26 protein-coding genes and 1 other RNA gene are annotated in these 19,683 nt (G+C 58.3%); 13 read left to right on the top strand and 14 right to left on the bottom strand.

Annotated elements, in window-relative coordinates; genetic code table 11:
• Positions 1 to 8: 8 nt before the first annotated feature.
• The 3 genes from ACR0AA_RS04315 to ACR0AA_RS04305 form a co-directional block, all read right to left on the bottom strand.
• Positions 9 to 1,199, bottom strand: coding sequence for a toxic anion resistance protein (locus ACR0AA_RS04315; protein ID WP_480662391.1), 1,191 nt, complete (start codon positions 1,197 to 1,199; stop codon positions 9 to 11).
• Positions 1,200 to 1,229: 30 nt separating this feature from the next.
• A complete protein-coding gene (locus ACR0AA_RS04310; protein ID WP_480755508.1) occupies positions 1,230 to 2,138 on the bottom strand; it encodes a 5-bromo-4-chloroindolyl phosphate hydrolysis family protein in 909 nt (302 codons plus the stop codon).
• Between the two features lie 174 nt (positions 2,139 to 2,312).
• Positions 2,313 to 3,185, bottom strand: coding sequence for a pseudouridine synthase (locus ACR0AA_RS04305; RefSeq protein WP_480755507.1), 873 nt, complete (start codon positions 3,183 to 3,185; stop codon positions 2,313 to 2,315).
• Between ACR0AA_RS04305 and ACR0AA_RS04300 the strand changes: the two genes are divergently transcribed.
• The gene (locus ACR0AA_RS04300) at positions 3,184 to 3,639 is read left to right on the top strand and encodes a nucleoside deaminase (protein WP_480755506.1); all 456 of its coding nucleotides are present in this window, start codon (positions 3,184 to 3,186) and stop codon (positions 3,637 to 3,639) included. The genes ACR0AA_RS04305 and ACR0AA_RS04300 overlap by 2 nt on opposite strands.
• 21 nt (positions 3,640 to 3,660) lie before the next feature.
• Here the strand turns inward: ACR0AA_RS04300 and ACR0AA_RS04295 are convergent, their stop codons facing one another.
• The gene (locus tag ACR0AA_RS04295; protein WP_480755505.1) at positions 3,661 to 4,635 is read right to left on the bottom strand and encodes an adenylate/guanylate cyclase domain-containing protein; all 975 of its coding nucleotides are present in this window, start codon (positions 4,633 to 4,635) and stop codon (positions 3,661 to 3,663) included.
• Between the two features lie 41 nt (positions 4,636 to 4,676).
• Positions 4,677 to 5,369: a metal-dependent hydrolase gene (locus ACR0AA_RS04290; protein WP_480662401.1), complete on the bottom strand. Its 693-nt coding sequence runs from the start codon at positions 5,367 to 5,369 to the stop codon at positions 4,677 to 4,679.
• Between the two features lie 59 nt (positions 5,370 to 5,428).
• Here ACR0AA_RS04290 and ACR0AA_RS04285 point away from each other — a divergent pair, with 59 nt between their 5' ends.
• Positions 5,429 to 6,085 (top strand): ceramidase domain-containing protein, encoded by a 657-nt coding sequence (locus tag ACR0AA_RS04285; protein WP_480662403.1) that lies wholly within the window; start codon positions 5,429 to 5,431, stop codon positions 6,083 to 6,085.
• Here the strand turns inward: ACR0AA_RS04285 and ACR0AA_RS04280 are convergent.
• Both ACR0AA_RS04280 and ACR0AA_RS04275 read right to left on the bottom strand, forming a co-directional pair.
• The gene (locus ACR0AA_RS04280) at positions 6,076 to 6,639 is read right to left on the bottom strand and encodes a DUF4202 domain-containing protein (protein WP_480662405.1); all 564 of its coding nucleotides are present in this window, start codon (positions 6,637 to 6,639) and stop codon (positions 6,076 to 6,078) included. The two genes, ACR0AA_RS04285 and ACR0AA_RS04280, sit on opposite strands and share 10 nt — an antisense overlap.
• A 137-nt stretch (positions 6,640 to 6,776) precedes the next feature.
• The gene (locus ACR0AA_RS04275; protein ID WP_480662407.1) at positions 6,777 to 6,941 is read right to left on the bottom strand and encodes a hypothetical protein; all 165 of its coding nucleotides are present in this window, start codon (positions 6,939 to 6,941) and stop codon (positions 6,777 to 6,779) included.
• Positions 6,942 to 7,182: 241 nt separating this feature from the next.
• On the opposite strand from ACR0AA_RS04275, the gene gatC reads away from it, so the two are divergent.
• The 5 genes from gatC (at position 7,183) to rnpB (ending at position 10,878) form a co-directional block, all read left to right on the top strand.
• Positions 7,183 to 7,470 carry an Asp-tRNA(Asn)/Glu-tRNA(Gln) amidotransferase subunit GatC gene (gatC, locus tag ACR0AA_RS04270; RefSeq protein WP_058275619.1) on the top strand — a complete coding sequence of 96 codons (288 nt, stop codon included), beginning with the start codon at positions 7,183 to 7,185 and terminating at the stop codon, positions 7,468 to 7,470.
• A gap of 3 nt (positions 7,471 to 7,473) precedes the next feature.
• On the top strand, positions 7,474 to 8,961 hold the full coding sequence (gene gatA / locus ACR0AA_RS04265; RefSeq protein ID WP_480662409.1) for an Asp-tRNA(Asn)/Glu-tRNA(Gln) amidotransferase subunit GatA: 1,488 nt from the start codon (positions 7,474 to 7,476) through the stop codon (positions 8,959 to 8,961).
• Between the two features lie 40 nt (positions 8,962 to 9,001).
• The gene (locus ACR0AA_RS04260; RefSeq protein ID WP_480755504.1) at positions 9,002 to 9,700 is read left to right on the top strand and encodes a hypothetical protein; all 699 of its coding nucleotides are present in this window, start codon (positions 9,002 to 9,004) and stop codon (positions 9,698 to 9,700) included.
• Positions 9,645 to 10,361: an N-acetylmuramoyl-L-alanine amidase gene (locus ACR0AA_RS04255; RefSeq protein WP_480662876.1), complete on the top strand. Its 717-nt coding sequence runs from the start codon at positions 9,645 to 9,647 to the stop codon at positions 10,359 to 10,361. The genes ACR0AA_RS04260 and ACR0AA_RS04255 overlap by 56 nt, the downstream gene beginning before the upstream one ends.
• A gap of 125 nt (positions 10,362 to 10,486) precedes the next feature.
• An RNA gene (gene rnpB, locus ACR0AA_RS04250) (RNase P RNA component class A) lies at positions 10,487 to 10,878 on the top strand.
• Between the two features lie 9 nt (positions 10,879 to 10,887).
• On the opposite strand, the gene ACR0AA_RS04245 is transcribed toward rnpB, so the two are convergent.
• The 3 genes from ACR0AA_RS04245 to ACR0AA_RS04235 all read right to left on the bottom strand — a co-directional run bounded on the left by ACR0AA_RS04245 (position 10,888) and on the right by ACR0AA_RS04235 (position 12,808).
• Positions 10,888 to 11,220 (bottom strand): GYD domain-containing protein, encoded by a 333-nt coding sequence (locus ACR0AA_RS04245; protein ID WP_480662413.1) that lies wholly within the window; start codon positions 11,218 to 11,220, stop codon positions 10,888 to 10,890.
• 69 nt (positions 11,221 to 11,289) lie between these two features.
• Positions 11,290 to 12,132 carry a DUF2182 domain-containing protein gene (locus tag ACR0AA_RS04240; protein WP_480755503.1) on the bottom strand — a complete coding sequence of 281 codons (843 nt, stop codon included), beginning with the start codon at positions 12,130 to 12,132 and terminating at the stop codon, positions 11,290 to 11,292.
• Positions 12,133 to 12,145: 13 nt separating this feature from the next.
• Positions 12,146 to 12,808: a DUF1326 domain-containing protein gene (locus ACR0AA_RS04235; protein WP_480662417.1), complete on the bottom strand. Its 663-nt coding sequence runs from the start codon at positions 12,806 to 12,808 to the stop codon at positions 12,146 to 12,148.
• Positions 12,809 to 13,134: 326 nt separating this feature from the next.
• Between ACR0AA_RS04235 and ACR0AA_RS04230 the strand changes: the two genes are divergently transcribed.
• Positions 13,135 to 13,833, top strand: coding sequence for a DUF533 domain-containing protein (locus ACR0AA_RS04230; RefSeq protein WP_480662419.1), 699 nt, complete (start codon positions 13,135 to 13,137; stop codon positions 13,831 to 13,833).
• Between the two features lie 132 nt (positions 13,834 to 13,965).
• Positions 13,966 to 14,133 (top strand): 50S ribosomal protein L33, encoded by a 168-nt coding sequence (gene rpmG, locus ACR0AA_RS04225; protein ID WP_007799108.1) that lies wholly within the window; start codon positions 13,966 to 13,968, stop codon positions 14,131 to 14,133.
• 23 nt (positions 14,134 to 14,156) lie between these two features.
• On the opposite strand, the gene ACR0AA_RS04220 is transcribed toward rpmG, so the two are convergent.
• Complete coding sequence (locus ACR0AA_RS04220) at positions 14,157 to 14,354, bottom strand: hypothetical protein (protein ID WP_480662420.1); 198 nt, start codon at positions 14,352 to 14,354, stop codon at positions 14,157 to 14,159.
• On the opposite strand from ACR0AA_RS04220, the gene ACR0AA_RS04215 reads away from it, so the two are divergent.
• Positions 14,353 to 14,859: a hypothetical protein gene (locus ACR0AA_RS04215; RefSeq protein WP_480662422.1), complete on the top strand. Its 507-nt coding sequence runs from the start codon at positions 14,353 to 14,355 to the stop codon at positions 14,857 to 14,859. The two genes, ACR0AA_RS04220 and ACR0AA_RS04215, sit on opposite strands and share 2 nt — an antisense overlap.
• Before the next feature lie 130 nt (positions 14,860 to 14,989).
• Here the strand turns inward: ACR0AA_RS04215 and ACR0AA_RS04210 are convergent, their stop codons facing one another.
• Both ACR0AA_RS04210 and ACR0AA_RS04205 read right to left on the bottom strand, forming a co-directional pair.
• On the bottom strand, positions 14,990 to 15,766 hold the full coding sequence (locus tag ACR0AA_RS04210) for a Bax inhibitor-1/YccA family protein (RefSeq protein WP_170422898.1): 777 nt from the start codon (positions 15,764 to 15,766) through the stop codon (positions 14,990 to 14,992).
• A gap of 181 nt (positions 15,767 to 15,947) precedes the next feature.
• Complete coding sequence (locus ACR0AA_RS04205) at positions 15,948 to 16,157, bottom strand: DUF1127 domain-containing protein (protein WP_480662424.1); 210 nt, start codon at positions 16,155 to 16,157, stop codon at positions 15,948 to 15,950.
• A gap of 127 nt (positions 16,158 to 16,284) precedes the next feature.
• Here ACR0AA_RS04205 and ACR0AA_RS04200 point away from each other — a divergent pair, with 127 nt between their 5' ends.
• On the top strand, positions 16,285 to 17,166 hold the full coding sequence (locus ACR0AA_RS04200) for a LysR family transcriptional regulator (RefSeq protein ID WP_480662426.1): 882 nt from the start codon (positions 16,285 to 16,287) through the stop codon (positions 17,164 to 17,166).
• A 7-nt stretch (positions 17,167 to 17,173) separates the two neighbouring features.
• On the opposite strand, the gene ACR0AA_RS04195 is transcribed toward ACR0AA_RS04200, so the two are convergent.
• Positions 17,174 to 18,130: an NADPH:quinone oxidoreductase family protein gene (locus ACR0AA_RS04195; protein ID WP_480662428.1), complete on the bottom strand. Its 957-nt coding sequence runs from the start codon at positions 18,128 to 18,130 to the stop codon at positions 17,174 to 17,176.
• Positions 18,131 to 18,453: 323 nt separating this feature from the next.
• Here ACR0AA_RS04195 and ACR0AA_RS04190 point away from each other — a divergent pair, with 323 nt between their 5' ends.
• Together ACR0AA_RS04190 and hisN are read left to right on the top strand one after the other, a co-directional pair.
• The gene (locus ACR0AA_RS04190) at positions 18,454 to 18,825 is read left to right on the top strand and encodes a helix-turn-helix domain-containing protein (RefSeq protein ID WP_239337245.1); all 372 of its coding nucleotides are present in this window, start codon (positions 18,454 to 18,456) and stop codon (positions 18,823 to 18,825) included.
• 44 nt (positions 18,826 to 18,869) lie between these two features.
• Positions 18,870 to 19,661 (top strand): histidinol-phosphatase, encoded by a 792-nt coding sequence (gene hisN / locus ACR0AA_RS04185; RefSeq protein ID WP_480755502.1) that lies wholly within the window; start codon positions 18,870 to 18,872, stop codon positions 19,659 to 19,661.
• Positions 19,662 to 19,683: the final 22 nt, after the last annotated feature.

The following is a 19,683-nucleotide window of genomic DNA, read 5'->3' as shown; positions in this document are numbered from 1 at the left end:
GCCTGCCTTTAGCTCGAAACCGCAGTTCCAGCGTTGTCGCCGACCCCGTCCTTGCGGGCCTTGGCAGCGGCCAGCGTGTCGCGCAGTTCGGCTTCCATCTTCTGCAGCTCTTGCTCGGCGGCAGCGCGCTTGGCCTTGCCTTCGTCAGCAATCGCCAGACTTTCGTTGATCGTTCCGATGAGGTCGGCGTTGGCCTGTTTGACCGCTTCGATATCAAAGACGCCGCGTTCCATTTCTTCGCGGATCATCTTGTTCGACTGACGCAGATTGGCAGCGTTGGACGTAAGCAACTCATTCGTCAGGTCATTTGCGTCACGTACGGCAGAGGCTGCCTCGGCACTGCGCTGAATGGTGACCGCCTGTGCCAACTGCGTCTCCCACAGAGGCACTGTGTTGACGAGTGTCGAGTTGATCTTGGTCACCAGCGACTTATCATTTTCCTGCACCAGCCGGATCGAGGGCAGCGACTGCATCGTCACCTGGCGGGTCAGTTTCAGGTCATGCACCCGACGCTCCAGATCATCGCGCGCAGCGCGCAGGTCGCGCAGTTCCTGTGCTTTCATGACTTGCTCATCCTCAGGCGCGGCCTGAACTTCGGCCTCTTTTTCGGGGATATCATGGCTGTCCAGTTCGGTCAGCTTTTCCTCGCCTGCAGCGATGTACAGCGCGAGTTCATCATAGAAACCCAGCGTCTTTTCGTAGAGCAAATCCAAAGACTTAATGTCTTTCAGCAGCGTATGTTCGTGTGACAACAGGTCGTCGGTGATCCGGTCGATCTGACCCTGAACCTCTTCATATTGCGCGGTGAACTTGGCAAAAGGCGCCGCTTTGCCGATCAGTTTCTCCCACCAGCTGCGCTCGCGCCGGACATCCAGTTCGCTGACCGAAAACCCGCGGATCGTGGTCACGATGTTGCGCAAGCTGTCACCGGCGGGGCCCACATCCTTGTTGCGCACGTCCGCCAGCATGGCTTGACTGATTTCCTGCAGCTCTGCCTGTGCAGAGGACCCAAAGGAAACGATGGAGTTGGTGTTCTCCATGTCGATCTCTGCCATCCGCTTACGGATTTCAGCGCCAACAGGTTCGTCGGCTTCCTCAAGCGAGACGACCTCGGCCGTGGGGTCTGGCAGGGCAACGGCCGTTACCTCCTGCACCAGCGTTTCAGCTTCGACCGCCTTGTTCTTGATGTCATCGGACATGGGGATAATCCTCTCTCAAATGATGGCCGGTCAGTCCAACCGGACGCCTTCGCGTTGCAGTCTTTCGCGCAACACATCAATCTCGACCGTCAGATCGCTGCGGTCATCCAAAAGCATTTTGCGGGTACGTGCCGCGAAATTCTGTTCAAGGTCATCCAGCAAAGACGAGAAGTCTGCCAGAGCCTCTGCATCGCGGGTGCGGGAATAAACATCTGCGAACTTGATTGTCGCGTCACGTGCACCCTGAAGGTAAACCGTCAGGTACTTTCGTGCTCCTGCCAAGTCACGCGGATCTTCTTCGACCGTGCGGAAAAGGTCGCGTGCGGTATCCTGAAACCGTTCCACACGCGCTTCGATCCTGCGGTCGCCGGCACGTTTAACGGCATCCGTCATTTCGGACAAATGGGTTTCGGCGTCCTCGACCACACGGGCGACGCGGTCTTGCTGAAAGGTGTCGATGCCTTCCATCCCCTTGTCTTTCATCGGGTCAAATCCGAAGGAGACGGAGTGCAGGACGGTCGCCACAACTCCAAACAGGATCGGGGCGATCAGACTGGCCTCGGACGCTGTCGCAGCGTCCAGAAACTCGGTGCGATAGGCGGCCAGGCCGATCCCAAGCCCGGTCAACAGGCTGGAGAATATCTTTCTGGGAAAAGCCGGACGTCGAGCTGTGCGTCGGGCGTGATAGGCGGACTCGGCCCGCAACCCCTCGCGCAGCAGGAAGGCGGCTGCGGTCAGAACACCGGCCGCAATCAGTCCGATCGTCATTCCCACTGCACCGTCGTTCAATGACAGAAACACCAGCGGAACGGCAGGAAGAAACAACAGGTTTGCGCGTGCCCCGGCCGGTTCGACACGTGCGCCGTCATACTGGCCGCGCGGAGGTTGATCCGACGGGTCGCCCTGGGGGCTGAATTTTCCACCATAGCGTTTGGCCATGTGCTCACAAGCCTCCAAGCACGCCGGTGCACACGCCCAACATAAGCGCTAGCAGCACGATATAGGCCAGTTTTTGCACTCCGGTCCCGGACATGGCGCCCCCCAATGATGCCCCTGAGGGAAATCTAGGCCATGAGAGGCGATGGCGCTAGGGGGAAGGTTGCCTAACCTGCGTCACTTGCGAGGTTTCTTGCCGATCGGAGGCCGTTTTCTCTGGGGGCGGACGGGTCGTTTGGCCGGGGGGTCGGGTTCGGCGTCCAGCCCCAATTGATCCCGCATGACCCGGCGGCGAATTTCCTCTACCTCTCCGGGCTTTAGATTTCCCAACTGAAAGGGGCCATAGGACACGCGCAAAAGACGGTTCACGGCAAAGCCGATGTCTTCCATTGCGCGGCGGATTTCGCGGTTCTTGCCTTCGCGCAGACCGATAGTAAGCCAGGCGTTTGCTCCTTGCTGGCGGTCCAGCGTGACGGTCATCGGCTGAAAGCGTTCGCCCTCAATCACCAGTCCCTTGCGCAAGGGTTCGAAATCCTCGTCCTTGGGGCGGCCATTCACTCGCACGCGGTACTTCCGCAGCCAGCCTGTCGCGGGCAGTTCAAGCTTGCGCTTGATGCCTCCGTCGTTGGTCAGCAGCAGCAATCCTTCCGAGTTCAGGTCCAATCGACCAACGCTCATGACGCGGGGCATGTCCTCGGGCAGGTTGTCGAAAATCGTCGCGCGGCCCTTTTCGTCGCGCGTCGTTGTCACCAGACCGGACGGCTTGTGATACAGCCAAAGGCGCGAAGGTTCCGGTTCCGACACCGGTTTGCCGTCGACGGTGATCCTGTCCTTGGCAGTGACGTTCAGCGCGGGGCTGTCGATAGTCTTGCCATTCACACTCACACGACCGGCTTCGATCATGCGTTCGGCTTCCCGGCGCGAGGCAACGCCTGCGCGGGCAAGGACTTTGGCGATCCGGTCGCCGGGAGGAGGGGTGTTGCTCATCCGCTGGCCATAGCGCATCCCGCCCGCTTGCGAAAGACTGGTTTCTGAGGCAGTCAGGGGCATGGAGTTCAGATCTCATATGAAACTCGCGCTGGAACAGGCGCGCGCGGCGGCGGATCGCGGCGAAGTTCCGGTGGGTGCGGTCATCGTCTCGGCCGACGGCAGGGTCGTATCTGCCGACGGTAATCGTACGCGAGAGCTGAATGATCCCACCGCCCATGCCGAAATTCTGGTACTGCGAGCGGCCTGCGCCGAAGTCGGGTCCGAGCGTCTGCCTGATCACGATCTTTATGTGACGTTGGAACCCTGCGCGATGTGTGCGGCGGCTTTGGCGGCGGCACGTATCCGTCGCATTTATTACGGGGCCTCCGATCCAAAATCTGGTGGTGTGGCTCATGGCGCGCGCGTGTTTTCGCATCCGCAAGCCCATCATGTGCCCGAGGTTTACGACGGCCTCTCGGCAAGCGAATCCGAAAGTCTGCTGAAATCTTTCTTTGCCGAGCGGCGGGCGACCTGAACTTGGCGCCGTGCAGCGGTGTCACTTCTGCCAGTCAAGCCTGTAGATCTTGTGGTCTCCCTTCAGGCCTTTCAGCGGGACCGTTGCGGCATCGGAAAACGAGAACTGTTTTCCGCTTCCAACCATTATCCTGGTGGCGTCAGACACACGAATCTCATCCGGGGCGCACAGAGATGCGATCCGCGCCGCTTTGTTTACCACCGTTCCAAAATAGTCCCCGTCGGTCTCCAGAACATCGCCTGTGTGAATGCCGATTCTGGCCCGAAGGCGCGGTTCGATTTTGTCGGAATGCAATTTTTGCTGGATCGACTGGGCTGCCTCAAGCGCACTACGGGCAGTTGGGAACACGGACATTGTCCCGTCGCCCAGCGATTTTATCATTTTCCCACCTGTTTGATCGATCTGCGCTTCGACTTTTTCCAAGTGACACCTGACGGCCCGGTTCCAGAGTTGATCACCGATCGCCTGTGCGATGGCCGAGCTGTCGGCGATGTCGGTGAACATGATCGACGCTATGCCCGAAGGGCTTTGCTGCAGTTCTTCCTGATCCACGCCCAGCAACAGGTCGTCGAAGCTTTTGGATTCGAACCCCATCGCTTCAATATTCGAAACGGGATTGGAATTGTGGATCTGAACAATGCGCCACACGGCGTCTTCAAGAATGAATACAAAGGAAATACGAAAATTCACCGCCTTGTCTGTTTCCGGCGCGTAGACCTTGGCGCGCCAGACAGCCCATCCGACCGAGCCAATTTCATGCGCGACGATGCTGGACTCGTTGATAACGAATTTCGGGACGTCCTCGATATAGGCTTTGTACCCGGTCCGAAGCGCGTCTCCGATCCAGAACTCGTCGTCCGCTGATCCCAGATATGTCAGAGCACTGGACTTTGAAAACAGATTGACGACGACATCTGTATCACGCGCGCCAAATGCCGAGACCCACCTTTGTAATATGGCCTCCAATTCCGGAGATGTGGCAATGCGATCATCCATTCTTTGAAGATTTTGGTTCGAAATACGACTTTGACTATATCTTATAGCCGTATCGGCGTCATCACTGCCGGCTCAATGACCTCCACACCCGGCAAACCGTCAATCAGGGCCTGAGCCGATTGTTCCAGAACCGGAAAGGTCTTGTAGTGGCAGGGAATCACGGTCTTGAAGTTGAAGTACCGCTTGGCCGCATACGCCGCGCCTTTCATGTCCATCGTGAAGTGCCCGCCGGCAGACAGGATGCCGATATCGGGTTTGTAGTAGTCCCCCATCCAATCCATATCAGCCATGATGTCGGTATCGCCCGAGACATAGAGCATGTGCCCTTCCGAGGCGATCATGAACCCGACTTCGCTGCCGCCGGTGCGCAGCCCGTCCGGCGTGGAAAAGGTCGAGCTGTGCGAGGCCGGGACCATCGACACTTTGATCCCGTTCAGGTTCACGGTTCCGCCTTTGTTATAACCGATGGTTTCTAGCCCCTCGGCCTCGCTCCAATACCCCATCAGGTCGTATTGACCGACCACCGGAACGTTCAGATGTTTGGCCAGCGAGACGACATCTGCGACATGATCGAAATGCGTATGTGTCAACAGAATATGTGTCGCGCCTTCAAGGGCGGCATCGTGCTGGTCCTCGGACAAGACTGGGTTGCCTGTCAGCCAGGGGTCGATCAGCAGAACCTGGCCTCCGGTTTCGATGCGAAAGCTGCCGTGACCCAGCCAAATGATATCCATGAAATAGTCCTCCCGAACAAAGTGTTGGCTTTAACCTAACATCGGATATGTAAAAGTTCATGGACTGGTTTCAGGAAATTGATGGCTATTGCGAGCGCTTGTCGCCCGCCTATTGGGCCGAGCCGATAAATGCAGTGACAAACGCCGCGTTTCTGATCGCGGCTTTTGTCATGTGGCGGCGTGTGCGCGGGCATGGGATGCCTTTGGCGATGCTGCTGGTATTCATTCTCGCCGCCATCGGGGTCGGCAGTTACCTGTTCCATACCCACGCGCAGGCCTGGGCGGCGATGGCGGACGTTCTGCCGATCCTGCTGTACATTCTGGTCTATATCTTCGCGATCAACCGGGACGTCTGGCACATGCGGCCGCTGACGGCCGGGTTCGTGGCGGCGCTGTTCATTCCCTATGCCGCAGCGACGGTGCCACTGTTTGAATTTGTGCCCGGTCTGGGTGGATCAGCGGCCTATGCGCCGGTACCGCTGCTGATCCTGATCTATGCGTTTTTGCTGCGCCACCGGGTGCCGGACACCGCCCGTGGTCTGGCCATCGGAGCGGTGATCCTGATCGCCTCGATCACCTTTCGCGCGCTGGACGAACCGATTTGCGGACAAATCCCATTGGGCACGCATTTCATGTGGCATATCCTGAACGCCGTCATGCTGGGCTGGATGATCGAGGTCTATCGGCGGCATATGGCCCGCGCGTCTCAGTCTTGAAACGCGATGGCCAGATGGTCGGGCAGGTCGAATTCGGACAAAACCCGCGCCCGGCCGTCGGCTGACATTTTGCGGGCAGTCTTTTCGACGATGCTCTGGATTTTCTCGGCTGAGTGCTTTTCGGCGAACGGAGCGAAATACCATTTAAGGAAAACAAAACAGATCACGTCTTCAAGCGCCTGAACCTCATCGTCGCGCTTGATGCCCTGTTTGCGCAGCATACGATCGGCGGCTTCGATGTCGTCGGCGTCGTAGCCGTTCTGTTCCATCAAGCCCGTTACGACGTCAGCGTGATGGACGCCCTGCGCCTTGCGCCAGGCAAGGTATCCGGCGCGACCTTCGGGATACTCGCTACGCGCCAGTTTCCAACGCTCCACGTGCTGACCCCGCGCGGCGATCTGCAGTGGGTCGGATGCATCCGGGAACAATCGGTCCAACTCGGCGCTCATGCGCTGACCATACAAAAGCTCGGCTGGCTGGCCGTCTTCTAACTTGGGGTCATGTGAGTTGGCCGCATCAATTGCGTCCAGAACAGCTTGCTTGCGCGCGTTCATCTTCCGCTCCGTTGGCTTGTTGGGTCTGCAGCGCAGCCCGGTGGGTCATTTCGTGCCATCGTAACGGTTTGCCATGTGGGGTGCAGCAAGCAATTGCCGGGTCGGCGCCAGTTTAACCGACCCGGCCGCAGGTTACATTATTTGCCCGGCTTGGTCTGATCCTGGGTGACGGGCTCGGAAACCTGATCGGGGAACATCAGGCTACGGGTCAGGGTGTCCATGGTTGGGCCAAAAGCGCCTGCCTGGGCCTGCGCTGCAAGAACTGTGGTGGCCAATACAAAGGCGGTCATGAACGTTTTCATCGCTTTTCTCCGATTAATAGGCTGTGCCATGCCATATGAAGTGAACAGTTCAGTTCAGTTTTTCAAGAGGTAAGGTGAACTAAATGGTTCACTTTTTTGCATAGGGGGTATGCAGAATTGAATGACCGGATCGGACTTTGTGGGCCTTCGCGACAGATCCAAGGCAGAATCGGGGCCTCGGCGGTCTTGCGACCCGACGACCAGACAGGTAAATGCCCCCTAACGCATATGAGGATATCCGATGTCGATTGACCAAAGCAATGCCGCCAAGGTGGCCAAACTGGCCCGGATCAAAGTCGAGGATGACGCGCTACCGGCGTTGGCATCCGAGTTCAACACCATCCTTGGGTTCATCGAGCAACTCAACGAAGTGGATGTCGAAGGCGTCGAGCCGATGGTCTCGGTCGAACCGATGCGCCTGAAGCGTCGTGAGGACGTGGTCACCGATGGCAATCAGCAGGACAAGGTTCTGGCCAACGCCCCTGATGCGCGCGAAGGGTTCTTCGCTGTTCCCAAAGTTGTGGAGTAAGACATGAGCGATCTGAACAAACTGGGCCTGGCCGAAGCCCGCGACGCGCTGCGTAAGGGTGAAGTGACTTCGGTTGAACTGACCGAATCTTGCCTGAAGGCTATTGATGAGGCCGACGCGCTGAACGCTTTTGTCCATAAGACACCCGAGATCGCGCTAGAACGCGCCAAGGCTGCGGATGAGCGGATCAAGGCTGGCGACGCCCCGTCGATGTGCGGCCTGCCGATCGGCATCAAGGATTTGTTCTGCACCAAAGGCGTACCCTCGCAAGCCGCCTCGAAAATTCTGGAAGGCTTCAAACCCGAATACGAATCCACCGTGTCCCAGCAACTGGCCGATGCTGGCGCTGTGATGCTGGGCAAGCTGAACATGGACGAATTCGCGATGGGCTCGTCCAACGAAACCTCCGTCTACGGCAACGCGGTCAGCCCATGGCGTCGTGGCAATGATGATGCGCAATTGACACCAGGTGGTTCGTCTGGTGGATCGGCCTCGGCCGTGTCCGCTGACCTGTGTCTTGCGGCCACCGGCACCGACACCGGCGGTTCGATCCGTCAGCCCGCCGCCTTCACCGGCATCACCGGCATCAAGCCGACCTATGGCCGGTGCTCGCGCTGGGGTATCGTGGCTTTTGCATCCTCGCTGGATCAGGCCGGGCCGATGACCAAAGACGTGCGCGACGCGGCCATCATGCTGGAGGCGATGTGCGGTCACGACCCCAAGGATTCGACGAGTGCCGAACTGGCCGTTCCGAATTTCGAGGCGATGCTGACCGGCGATATCAAGGGCAAGAAAATCGGTATCCCCAAGGAATACCGTATGGAGGGTATGCCTGCCGAGATTGAAAAGCTCTGGGCCGAAGGGGCCGAGATGCTGAAGGCTGCGGGCGCCGAGATCGACGATATCTCGCTGCCGCACACCAAATACGCGTTGCCCGCGTATTACGTGATTGCCCCGGCCGAGGCATCCTCGAACCTCGCGCGCTATGACGGTGTTCGCTATGGCCGCCGCGCTACGCTGGCGCAGGGCGACGGCATCACCGAGATGTACGAGAAAACCCGCGCAGAAGGCTTCGGCCACGAGGTTCAGCGCCGTGTCATGGTGGGCACCTACGTGCTGTCGGCCGGTTTCTACGACGCCTATTACAACCGCGCGCGCCGTGTTCGTACATTGATCAAGAAAGACTTCGAAGACGTGTTCGCGGCCGGAGTCGACGCCATCCTGACCCCGGCGACTCCATCGGCAGCCTTTGGTCTGGGTGAAATGACCGAAGCGGATCCGGTTCAGATGTATTTGAACGACGTCTTTACTGTGACGGTAAACCTGGCCGGTCTGCCCGGTATCGCGGTCCCGGCTGGTCTGGACAAACAAGGTCTGCCGCTTGGTCTGCAGCTAATTGGCCGTCCTTGGGAAGAAGGCGATCTGCTGAACACAGCCTATGCGCTGGAAAGCGCCGCCGGGTTTGTGGCCAAGCCGGGGAAATGGTGGTAATCCTCGGATCAGGCAAGACCAGCTAAGACGGAGCAGCTGAATGCGCTTTACGCTTCTGATCCCCGCAATCGGGCTTGTGGCCGCCTGCAACACGGTGGCCCCGGTCCAGGGTACAGGTTTCAATACGCCTCAATACCAGGCACAGCGCGAAGCTGAACTGGCGGGGCAGGGGTATACCGGAAACCCTTTGGTTGGCCCGGCTGAAGTGTCAGAACAGCAACTGGGCGCGCCCGGTACAATTCCGACAGGCGAAAACGCGGATATCGCCTCGGCAACAGCTGCCGCTTTGGCCAGCACATCGGGTCAGAGCACGGTCACTCAGGCCCCGCTTTCTGCGACCAGCAGCAACGCGATCTCCGATGAGCAGGATTTTGAGGCCGTATCCGGCCGCCGCACAATTGAATCCGACGCGGCGCTGATTCAGCAGAATCGCCAGACCTACGAGGTCGTCACGCCGACCGCTGTTCCGCAGCGCGACACGGATGGGCAACCGAATATCGTGCAATATGCTCTGAGTACTTCGAACCCTGTTGGAACACAGATCTACAGCCGTGCCGGTTTCAACCTCGACGCCAAGGCTCAGCGCAACTGCGCCAAGTTCCCATCTCCTGACCAAGCTCAGATCGAGTTTCTGGCCAATGGCGGCCCGCAGCGGGATCGCAATGGGCTGGACCCTGATGGCGATGGCTACGCCTGCGGCTGGGATCCCAGTGCATTCCGCAGTGCCGTCAATAACTGACCAACTCACGCCGATCTGGCATCCATCACCCAACTTTGGGCCGCGCAGGGACGGGCTGACGCCGTCGCTGATCGTTCTGCATTACACGGCCATGGATAGCGCGCAGGATGCGCTGGACCGGCTATGCGACCCGATTCACGAAGTCTCGGCACATTACCTGATTGGCGGTGACGGAACGCTTTGGCAGATGGTTCGGGAAGAGGACCGCGCCTGGCACGCCGGGGCCGGAGAGTGGCATGGGCAGAATGACATCAACTCCCGCTCGATCGGCATCGAGCTGGACAACACCGGCACGCATCCGTTCTCCGAGCCACAAATGAACGTGCTGGAGTGGCTGCTGCGCCAGATCATGCACCGCTGGGACATTCATCCAAATGGCGTAATCGGGCATTCCGACATGGCCCCAGGCCGTAAATTTGATCCGGGCTCCCGCTTTGACTGGTTGCGGCTAGAACGCAACGCGCTGGCCGGGCGACGCGGAAACCGTGAGGGGCCTCGAGACGCTCCAGCGGATCAGTTCCGCGCTTTGGCAAAGGCCGCCGGATTCAGCGCCGATGTCGACGACGAAACCCTGTTGTCCGCTGTTCGCCTGCGTTATCGACCCTGGGGCAAAGGCCCGTTGCGCCCTGCCGATCTCGCGCCGTTGGGCAAACAAACCTAATCCGCGCTTCACCTGGCCAAAAATACCTCGGGGTTGAACTGGCCGCAGGCCAAGAAGGGGTTGGCCTCTTCGCCCCCTCATCGACCCTTGACGCCGCCGGGCCCAAAGCATACGCACCCAAATGCGCGGAGGGCCGGATGGCCGCTGGGGCGAAAGCCCGAGAGGAAAGTCCGGACTCCACAAGACAACGGTGCCGGGTAACGCCCGGGCGGGGCAACCCGACGGAAAGCGCCACAGAAATCAGACCGCCACATGCGTGTGGTAAGGGTGAAACGGTGGGGTAAGAGCCCACCGCGTCTCTGGCAACAGGGACGGCACGGCAAGCCCCACCGGGAGCAATGCCAAATAGGGTCCCCGCGCGGGCAGGTCGGCGTCAGCCGATACCACCGCTAAGCGCGTCTTGGCCGAGAGGGACCGGGTTGGCAGCTTGAGCCGTGCAGCAATGCGCGGCCTAGAGGAATGGTCATCGAAGGGGGCAACCCCGGAACAAGATCCGGCTTACAGGCCCTCCGCGCGTATCTCTCGATCAGTTGCCCGGCGGCGTGTAGGCACCAGTCAGTTTCGCGGCTTTTTTGGTGACGGCGACAAAATCTTTCGCCGTCCAGGCACGCACCGTTTCAATCTTTGAAACAGCGCCGGACGCGGCAACGGCCATGCCAATTGCAACTGCATCAGTCCCATCCGGGGCCTCGCTTATGACCACAACGTCATTGTCCCCGGTGGTCATGTAAAACGCCAGCAGCTTGCCGCCGACCTTTTTCAACAGCTGCTTTACAGGTGCCGTGCGATCTGCGGGTTTCTTCAACATTCCTTTGATGCCTTCCTGCGAATAGGACGCGTATGTGATGAAAACAGGCATTATCTTTCCTCCTTGGATCAATGCTTTTGGAACGATGAAATTGGCCGGCTCCACGACCTGTAATTTTGCTCAGAACCCAGTCAGAACTGCGTCCAGAGCGAACCACAAACCCGCTGCGATCAGCACTATTCCCGTCAGTGCGGGCAGCCAGCGCGCACCGGGCAGTAGCTTTTCCAGCGCCACGTACACGGCAATACCGGCGATCCAGTACAGGTTCATGATCCCGCCCACGAACAGCAGCGCCATCAATGCCCAGCAGCAGCCCAGGCAGTACAACCCGTGATGGGCTCCGGTCCGGAACGCGCCATAGGCTCCGGGCCGGTGGTGATCTGCGATGAACCGGGCAGGGCTCTGGCAGTGCTTCAGGCACGCGGTTTTGAGGTCAGACAACTGATAGGCCCCGGCGGCAATCAGCACGCACCCGGCAAAGGCCTTGGACCGGATTGTCATCATTGGACCATCTGAAAGCCCGACGTTTTCCAACCCCCACTGCAAGCCGGTTGCAACAAGGCTGAAAAATGCCCAAGCGATCAGATAACCCGCTAAGAAACAAAAGCTGAAGCGCGCTGCCATTGCACGCTCGCGCCCGACCTTCTTTATCGCCGAGTACAGTAGAACCGTCGGGGCAGCGCTGGGCGTCATCATCGCGATCATCATGACCCACCACATGAGAAAGATCAGGATCGCGTATTGCAGATCCCAAACGGGTGGACCGCCCATTAGCATGGGCTCTCCGATCGGACCTGCCATCCTGGTCATCTCGGCCGCTGTCATTTTCATGCCGATCCCGGCGATGGTGTACCATGCCGAGGCCAGAACGATCAGGAACACGCCGCCAAGTACAATGGCCCGGTCATGTCGCATCAGCCGCTCGACCGTCCCTGTGCGGGGCGGAGTGGGGTACGATGTCATGATGTGCCTCGGATCAGGCGCCCAGGACACCATGGCCCGAGATGTTCAGATGGGCCAGATGCGCATGGGTCGCGTCGAAGGTCAGGCTGATTTCACCGCCATGTGTTTTGGCTGAGCCAGAGGCGGCCTCGGCATGACGGTACTCGAACCCGTTCGGCAGTTGAATCGAAGCCCTGTGCGCCGCGCCGGACACGATATGCGGAATCGGGCTGACCTCGACGTCGAATATCCCCATTACCTTGGCAAAACCCGTGCGCTCGTCGCGATCCCAGTTCAGCTCAATCGGAACGTAAAGCGTTTCGTGTTTGGTCGGCGCCATTGCGCTGTAGACGTACCACATCGTTGCCATCTCATCGGTATCTTCGCCCGTCATGATGGCCTGAAGTGCCGCGCGCTGATCTGCGCTGGCGCTTTCGTCGATGATCAGTTGCATCTGGCCTTTGCCCTCATGGATCGGACCCGGCCAGTAGTATACTCCCGCAGCTCGCACTCCGGCCAGATCGGTGTCTCCGTAGTGGCCGCTTTCGATGTCGAACACGACGACGGCTTCGCAATTGCCGTGTGTTGGAAGTACGCTGAACTGGCACGGGCAACCAAAGTTGCAATTGCAATTGGCCAGCTCTTCGCCCTTGATGGTCCACTCTGTCATGATGCCCCCCAAAACAATATCAACCATGCAAACTCTGCTTTCGCAGTCGCTTGCCTGTTCATGGTGCCTCGATGACCGAGCCCGAAATTGGCTTCTTGGGATTTTTTGTAGGGCGGAAACTATCACAAATTCGAATTTCATACAAATTAGGTTCAGGCATGTGCGGGAATACGCCTGTTGTAAGATCATTGAAGCATGCTGACGCCGCGACCTGCCAAAATCGCCTAATTTAGATTAGCGCGCGAGGCGGGCTTTCGCGTGATCTGATTGGCCGCCCGTCGCGGCAGCGAATGATTACGTCACAGAAATCTGTTAAATTGCGGAAACGCATTTTGAAAACCGGGAGGATTATTATGAGTTTCATGAAAGCATTGGCCTCGGTCGCAGTTGGATTTGCCGCCGCAAAAGGCATTGAGAAATACAAACAAATGGGCGGAATGGCCGGGCTGCAGGACATGATGGAAGGCGCCGGAGGCGGCTTTGGCATGGATCAGCTTGGCAAGATGGCGGAACAGTTCGGCATGCCAGGCGGCGCAGCAGGACTGCAGGAAATGATCGGAAAACTCGGCATGGCGAACCCGGCCGGAGCCGCTGGTCTTGGTGGATTGCTGAATGCCATGCAGGGCGCGGCAAAGACCGGCAGCCAGCAAACCGTGGATATGATGGAAACAGTGTTCAAGGGCACTCCGGGTGGTGCCGTGATGGAGGAGCAGGCCAAGCTGATGCTGCGCGCAATGATCCAGGCGGCCAAGGCGGACGGAGAGCTGGATGAACATGAAAAGGAAACCATTCTCGGCGAGTTGGGCGACGATATCAGCGATGAGGAACGCGCGTTTGTTCAGGACCAACTGAATGCCCCGATCGATGTGATCGGGCTGGCTGCCGATTCCGGTGCGCCGCTGAAAACGCAAGTTTACGCGACATCATTGGCAGCGATTCGTCTGGATAACCAGCGGGAGGCATCTTACCTGAGGCAACTGGCTACTGCGTTGGGTCTATCGGACGCCGAACGCGACCAGATACACGCGTATATGGGCGCGCCAACCCTGTAGGCCCAAGTCTGTTCCCATAACAGTCACCCATGTGCCCGATAGCCCTTGACACGGGGCGTGCAAGGCGTAAAAGCGCACGCTCATAGGAATTCAACCGAAAGGCCCCTGCCTTTCCGGACGCAGGAGATAACCATGGCGAAGCCGACGACAATCAAGATCCGTCTGAACTCGACCGCGGGCACGGGCCACTTCTACGTGACCAAAAAGAACGCTCGCACAATGACCGAGAAAATGACCGTTCGTAAATACGACCCGGTCGTTCGTAAGCATGTCGAGTACAAGGAAGGCAAGATTAAGTAATCTGCCGTCCATCACGGACAAGTTCAAAAGGGTTCCGCAACAGCGGAACCCTTTTTTTGTTTCACTTGAGGCCGCTGCCAGGTGGCGCCCTGGTTGTTCCCGAAAACTTGGCCGTTGCAGTGGCGCATCAGCGCCTTTGCTATTCGTCCGGGCGGCGGGTTGCTTTTTAGAGCACCTTGACCATACGCTTCAGCAAACCGTCCCAAAATGTTGGTCGCCATGAAAAAAATCTTGTTATCCACAATAACCGTGCTCGCCCTTGCGGCCTGTGAGGACCCCTATAACCGCTCTGGTGTGGGGTTTACCGGCATTGATGGTGAGCCGCGAACTGTCTCGGACGTTCCGGGCGCGGTCGCGTTTGTGCCACAGACTACAAACATCCCGGCAGAGCTTGCCGTTCTGCCCGCTGTAAATGTGGCCACAGAAGAAACCGAGCCGCAGAAAGTTGCGCGGGTCGCGATCGACAATGGCGGGCAGACCGACACCAATGCCGTCGTCCTGAGCGGCTCGGATGTAAACCTGTACCTCAGCACCGTCAAAGTGAATGGTACTTTGTTCGGCGTGCTTCGGACGGCAAACAATAGCACTCGCGTGGACAACAATATCGGCGCGGCCTTCGGCCAAAACGCCGAGCAGTTCACCGGGTGTTTGCCAGCTGGTGAAGTGTTTCGCAAAGGGACGTCGTCGCGCAGCTCGGGGTTTTCCGTGGCTTTGAACTGTAGCTGATCAAGCCAACGGATACCGTATGCAAAAGCCTTCACCACGCTGGTGAAGGCTTTTTCATTTCCTGTGATGCGAGCCAACAAAAAAGGCGGGCCGATGTGACCCGCCTTCTGTTTCGAACAAAGATTTGCCGTTATTCCCGGTTGCCGAACAGCTGCAGCAGGAACATGAACATGTTGATGAAGTCCAGATACAGGCTCAGTGCGCCCATGATCGCGGCTTTACCCAGCCATTCCTGATCGCCCGAATGGGCCATTTGCAGGTAGGTGGTTTTGATGTTCTGCGTGTCATACGCGGTCAGACCAGCAAAGATCAGCACGCCGATGACCGAGATGGCAAAGGCGACAGCCGAAGAAGCCAGAAAGATGTTCACAATCGAGGCTACGATCAGGCCGATCACGCCCATGATCAGGAACGTGCCCATTGCGGACAAGTCTTTCTTTGTCGTGTAGCCGTACAGCGACAAGCCTGCAAAGGCGATTGCTGTAATCAGGAACACCTGAATGATCGACTGCCCGGTGAAGACCAGGAAGATCCAGCTGATCGAAACGCCCATAACCGCGGCGAACAGGTAGAACACAGTCTGTGCGCCAGCTGCGGACAGGCGGTTAATCCCGGCGCTGAAGCCAAAAACAAAGGCCAGCGGCGCGAACATGATCACCCACTTCAGGGGCGAAGCAAACAGGGTGTACCCGAACGAAGTCAGATATTTGCTTTCGCTGATTTGCGCGGCTGCCGCCGACGGATCGGTTGTGGTCGCCAGACCGGAAATCGCCCAGGCCGCAGCAAACGTGATCAGCATGCCTACGGACATCGTTCCGTAGACTTTGTTCATGTGGGCGCGCAGGCCCTCGTCAATCTGGGCAGCGCGCGCGCCGGTCGCCGTCCGGATCGTGTCAAATTGTGCCATTAAGGGTCTCCCTTCGCATAGTTCTTGTCGTGGCCCCGATACAGGCCCCGTTCCCCGCAAATATCGGCAAGTGCGGGCTGCGTTTCAAGGGTTTAACGCCGGAAACTGGCTAAAACACGCAACAAAAATGGCAGCCCGGTGATCCGGACTGCCTTTCATCGTAAAAAGATGCAAGCAGGCGTTACTTTTGCCAGAATTCCGGCGCGTCCCAGACAAAACGCGCGGCCTCGGCTTCGGCCTGTTCACGGGTGATCCCGATGTCTTCCAGGGCGCGATCATCCAGCCTTGCAAGCGTGTGGCGCTGACGCTGAAGGGCCAGCACGCCCCAAAGCGAGGACAACGAAAAGCGACGCTGGGGCTTGCAGTGTTGTTTGAGTGCAATTTGGGTCATATCTATTGTCCTTTCATAGAATTTCGATGGTTTGCTTTAGTTCCATCAACTTCCTTGATTTATATGGCGCAGTATGTCACATTTTGAAAATGAATATTTATGAAGTGATACATAAGGATCTGTGAACATGCGAAATCTGGATATCACCACGCTCCGTTCATTCGTTGCCGTTGCGGATCAAGGCGGTGTGACGCGGGCCGCTGGGTTTCTGCATCTGACGCAGTCCGCCGTTTCAATGCAGCTGAAGCGACTGGAGGAGCTTCTGGGTTTGGAGCTGTTGGACCGCACTGGCCGCACAATTGCCCTGACAGCTTCTGGTGAACAACTGCTGGCCTACGCCCGGCGCATGATCGCCTTGAATGATGAAGTGATTTCCAAGCTCACGGACCAGGCTTACGAAGGTGAGGTCGTTCTGGGTGTTCCTCATGACATTGTCTACCCGGCTATTCCCCGGGTTCTGCAACGGTTCAACGCGGAATTCCCGCGGGTCCGTGTGCAATTGGTGTCGTCCTATTCGCTACAGCTGAAAGAGATGTTCAATCGCGGCGAGTGCGATCTGATTTTAACGACTGAGGCTTCGACGGGGGACGGTTCTGAAACCGTGGCCGAGTTGCCGTTGCGCTGGATTGGTGCTCCGGGTGGGACGGCGTGGCGCAAGCGTCCGATCCCTCTGGCTGTTGGTCGGCGGTGTGTGTTTCGGCCTCAGATGATTTCGGCCTTGGACGCGGCAGGCATCCCGTGGGAGCTGTCGGTCGAAACGGAGAACGACCGCACCATTGAGGCTACCGTCAGCGCTGACCTGGCAATTCACGCCATGTTGGACGGGACCGAAGCGGCACATCTTGAACAGATCGACGCAGCAGGGGCGTTACCCGATCTGCCAGCGCACATGATCAACCTGTATGGCGGCGAGGCCGGACGCGGTGCTGTTGTCGAGGCACTGGCCGCCTTGGTTCGTCAGAATTTCCGAATGCTGGGCAGCGCGCCGTTGAAGGCTGTTGTGGGGTAAGAGCCTGTCAGGGCATCACCACGACTTTGCCAGTAGCAACCCGGTCGCGCAGCAGGTGCATGCCCTTTTCAACTTCGTCCAATGGAAGCACATGGCTGATATGCGGCTTGATCCGACCTTCGGCGAGCCAGCCAAACAGAGTGTCAAAACTGTCGTGAACGATCTGGGGCCGAAACTTCAGGTAGCCGCCGATGTAGAACCCAATCACCGTCAGGTTTTTCACCAGCAGATGATTCGCCGGGATTTGCGGAACGTCCCCGCCTGCAAATCCAATTGGCAGCAGCCGCCCTTCCGGGTTGGTTGCCCGGAACGCAGCTTTGAACACATCCCCGCCGATTGCGTCATAGACGACATCCGCGCCGCCCAGTTCCTTAACGCGCGCGCGCAAGTCTTCGGACGCGTCAATCAAATGATCCGCACCTGCCGCGCGGGCGACATCCAGTTTGTCCTGGCCCCTTGCATGGGCGATCACGGTAGCGCCCATCAGCTTGCCGATCTCGACAGCTGTCAACCCGACGCCGCCTGCAGCCCCAGTTACCAACAGGGTTTCGCCCGGTTGGAGGCGGGCTCGATGGTCCAGTGCGATGTGACTGGTGCCATAGGCAATCTGGATCGCCGCTGCGTCTTCAAAGCCGATCCCATCGGGCAGGGGGATCGCTCGGTCCGCATCAAAGACGCCATACTCGGCCAGGCCACCCTGACCGGAATATACAGCCACGCGATCTCCGAGGCTGAGGTGTGCGACGCCGGGGCCCAGCTTGTCGACAACACCGGCGATTTCCAATCCAAGCGTGAACGGAGCGGTCGGTGTGTCTTGATAGGTCCCTTTCTGCATCAGCAAGTCGGCAAAGTTCAGTCCGCACGCCTTGATCGCGACGCGGACCTGCCCTGAGCCGGGCTCGGGCAGGGCGACTTCACTCAGTCGGGCTGCAGCGCCTTCGGTTGGAATGGAGTATGCCAGCATGATCGCGCTCCGTGCTTATTTCGGGGCATAGATTAGTTTCAACTGCGGATTGTCAATCAATTCCCGGCGGGGTTGGTTGCATGGTGCGCTATAGGTTGTTGGTGCACACCAAAACGTTGGGTCGAAATCGCACAACCATAAATCTTTGTCGCCGGAAACCGATTCAACCTTCTTGAAAAAATACCCAAATGAGGCAATATTGCGCTATGGTGCTGTTTTGGGGGCATGATCCAAATTAGGGAGTGGTTAAGCGCGACTCGCTAGTGTTGCGATGACAAAGATCACGCGCCCTTGGTAGTTGTGTGTAGTAGAGGAGAATACCAATGACCCATCACGTCGATGTCCATGTGGGCAAGCGCGTCCGACATCGCCGCTGGCTGATTGGCATGACCCAGCAACAGTTGGCTCAGCAAGTTGGTATTAAGTTTCAACAAATTCAAAAGTATGAAACGGGTGCCAACCGGATCAGCGCGTCTCGCCTGTGGGATATTGCTGAGGCATTGGACGTCCCCGTCAGCTTTTTCTTCGAAGGTCTGGAAGAGGCCGAAAAAGAAAGCACTGGCAAAAAATCGGTTCCTGCCGATCTGATGGGGGACAAGGAAGCTCTGGACCTTGTGCGGTCCTATTATGCGATTCCCGAAAACCAGCGCCGCCGCCTGTTCGAACTGGCTCGGGTTCTCAGCGACGTAGCTTAAATTCGCGGGTTGACTCTGCAATGCGCGCGCCGCACGGGTAACGCATGCAAGAGACACCGTTAAGCGATCTGGAAGTAGCCGAAGAAATGGCCGACGCGGCACGCGTGGCCATTCTTCCGTTTTTCCGACAAACCAATCTTCAGACCTCGAATAAACTGGATGACGGGTTCGACCCTGTCACCATCGCCGACCGCGACGCCGAAAAGGCAATGCGCGAGGTTCTGGCGCGCCATCGGCCCAACGACGGCATTTTTGGCGAAGAGTTCGGCCGTGACGAAGGCACCAGCGGCCGCACCTGGGTGCTTGATCCCATTGACGGCACCCGAGGGTTCATCAGCGGAACACCCACCTGGGGTGTGCTAATTGCCCTTAGTACTTCTGACGGCCCGATCATGGGTGTGATCGATCAGCCCTATATCGGCGAGCGGTTTGTAGGCTCGGCGGATATCGCGCAAGTCACCGGGCCGACGGGAAAGGCGGCTTTGCAAACACGCTCAACGTCTGCTTTGGATCAGTCAATCGTCTTCACCACCTTCCCTGAGGTCGGTACACCCGAAGAACGTTCGGGGTTTGAGGCCGTGGCCCGTCAAGCAAAACTGACCCGTTATGGAATGGATTGCTATGCCTATGCGCTGGTTGCGGCGGGGCAGGTTGACCTGGTCATCGAATCCGGCCTGAACGCCTATGATATCCAAGCCCCAATCGCCGTTATCGAGGCGGCAGGTGGCGTCGTGACAGACTGGCAGGGCGGTCCGGCCCACAATGGCGGACGTGCTCTGGCCGCCGCAAACCCGGACCTGCACGCAGCCGCTTTGGAAATCCTGCGCAACTACTGATATTGGTTGCCGCATATAGATC

It is taken from the genome of Ruegeria sp. CE8 (assembly GCF_056537465.1).
The sequence above is the reverse complement of the archived record's forward strand: the minus strand, read 5'-3'. Positions and strand labels throughout refer to the sequence as shown.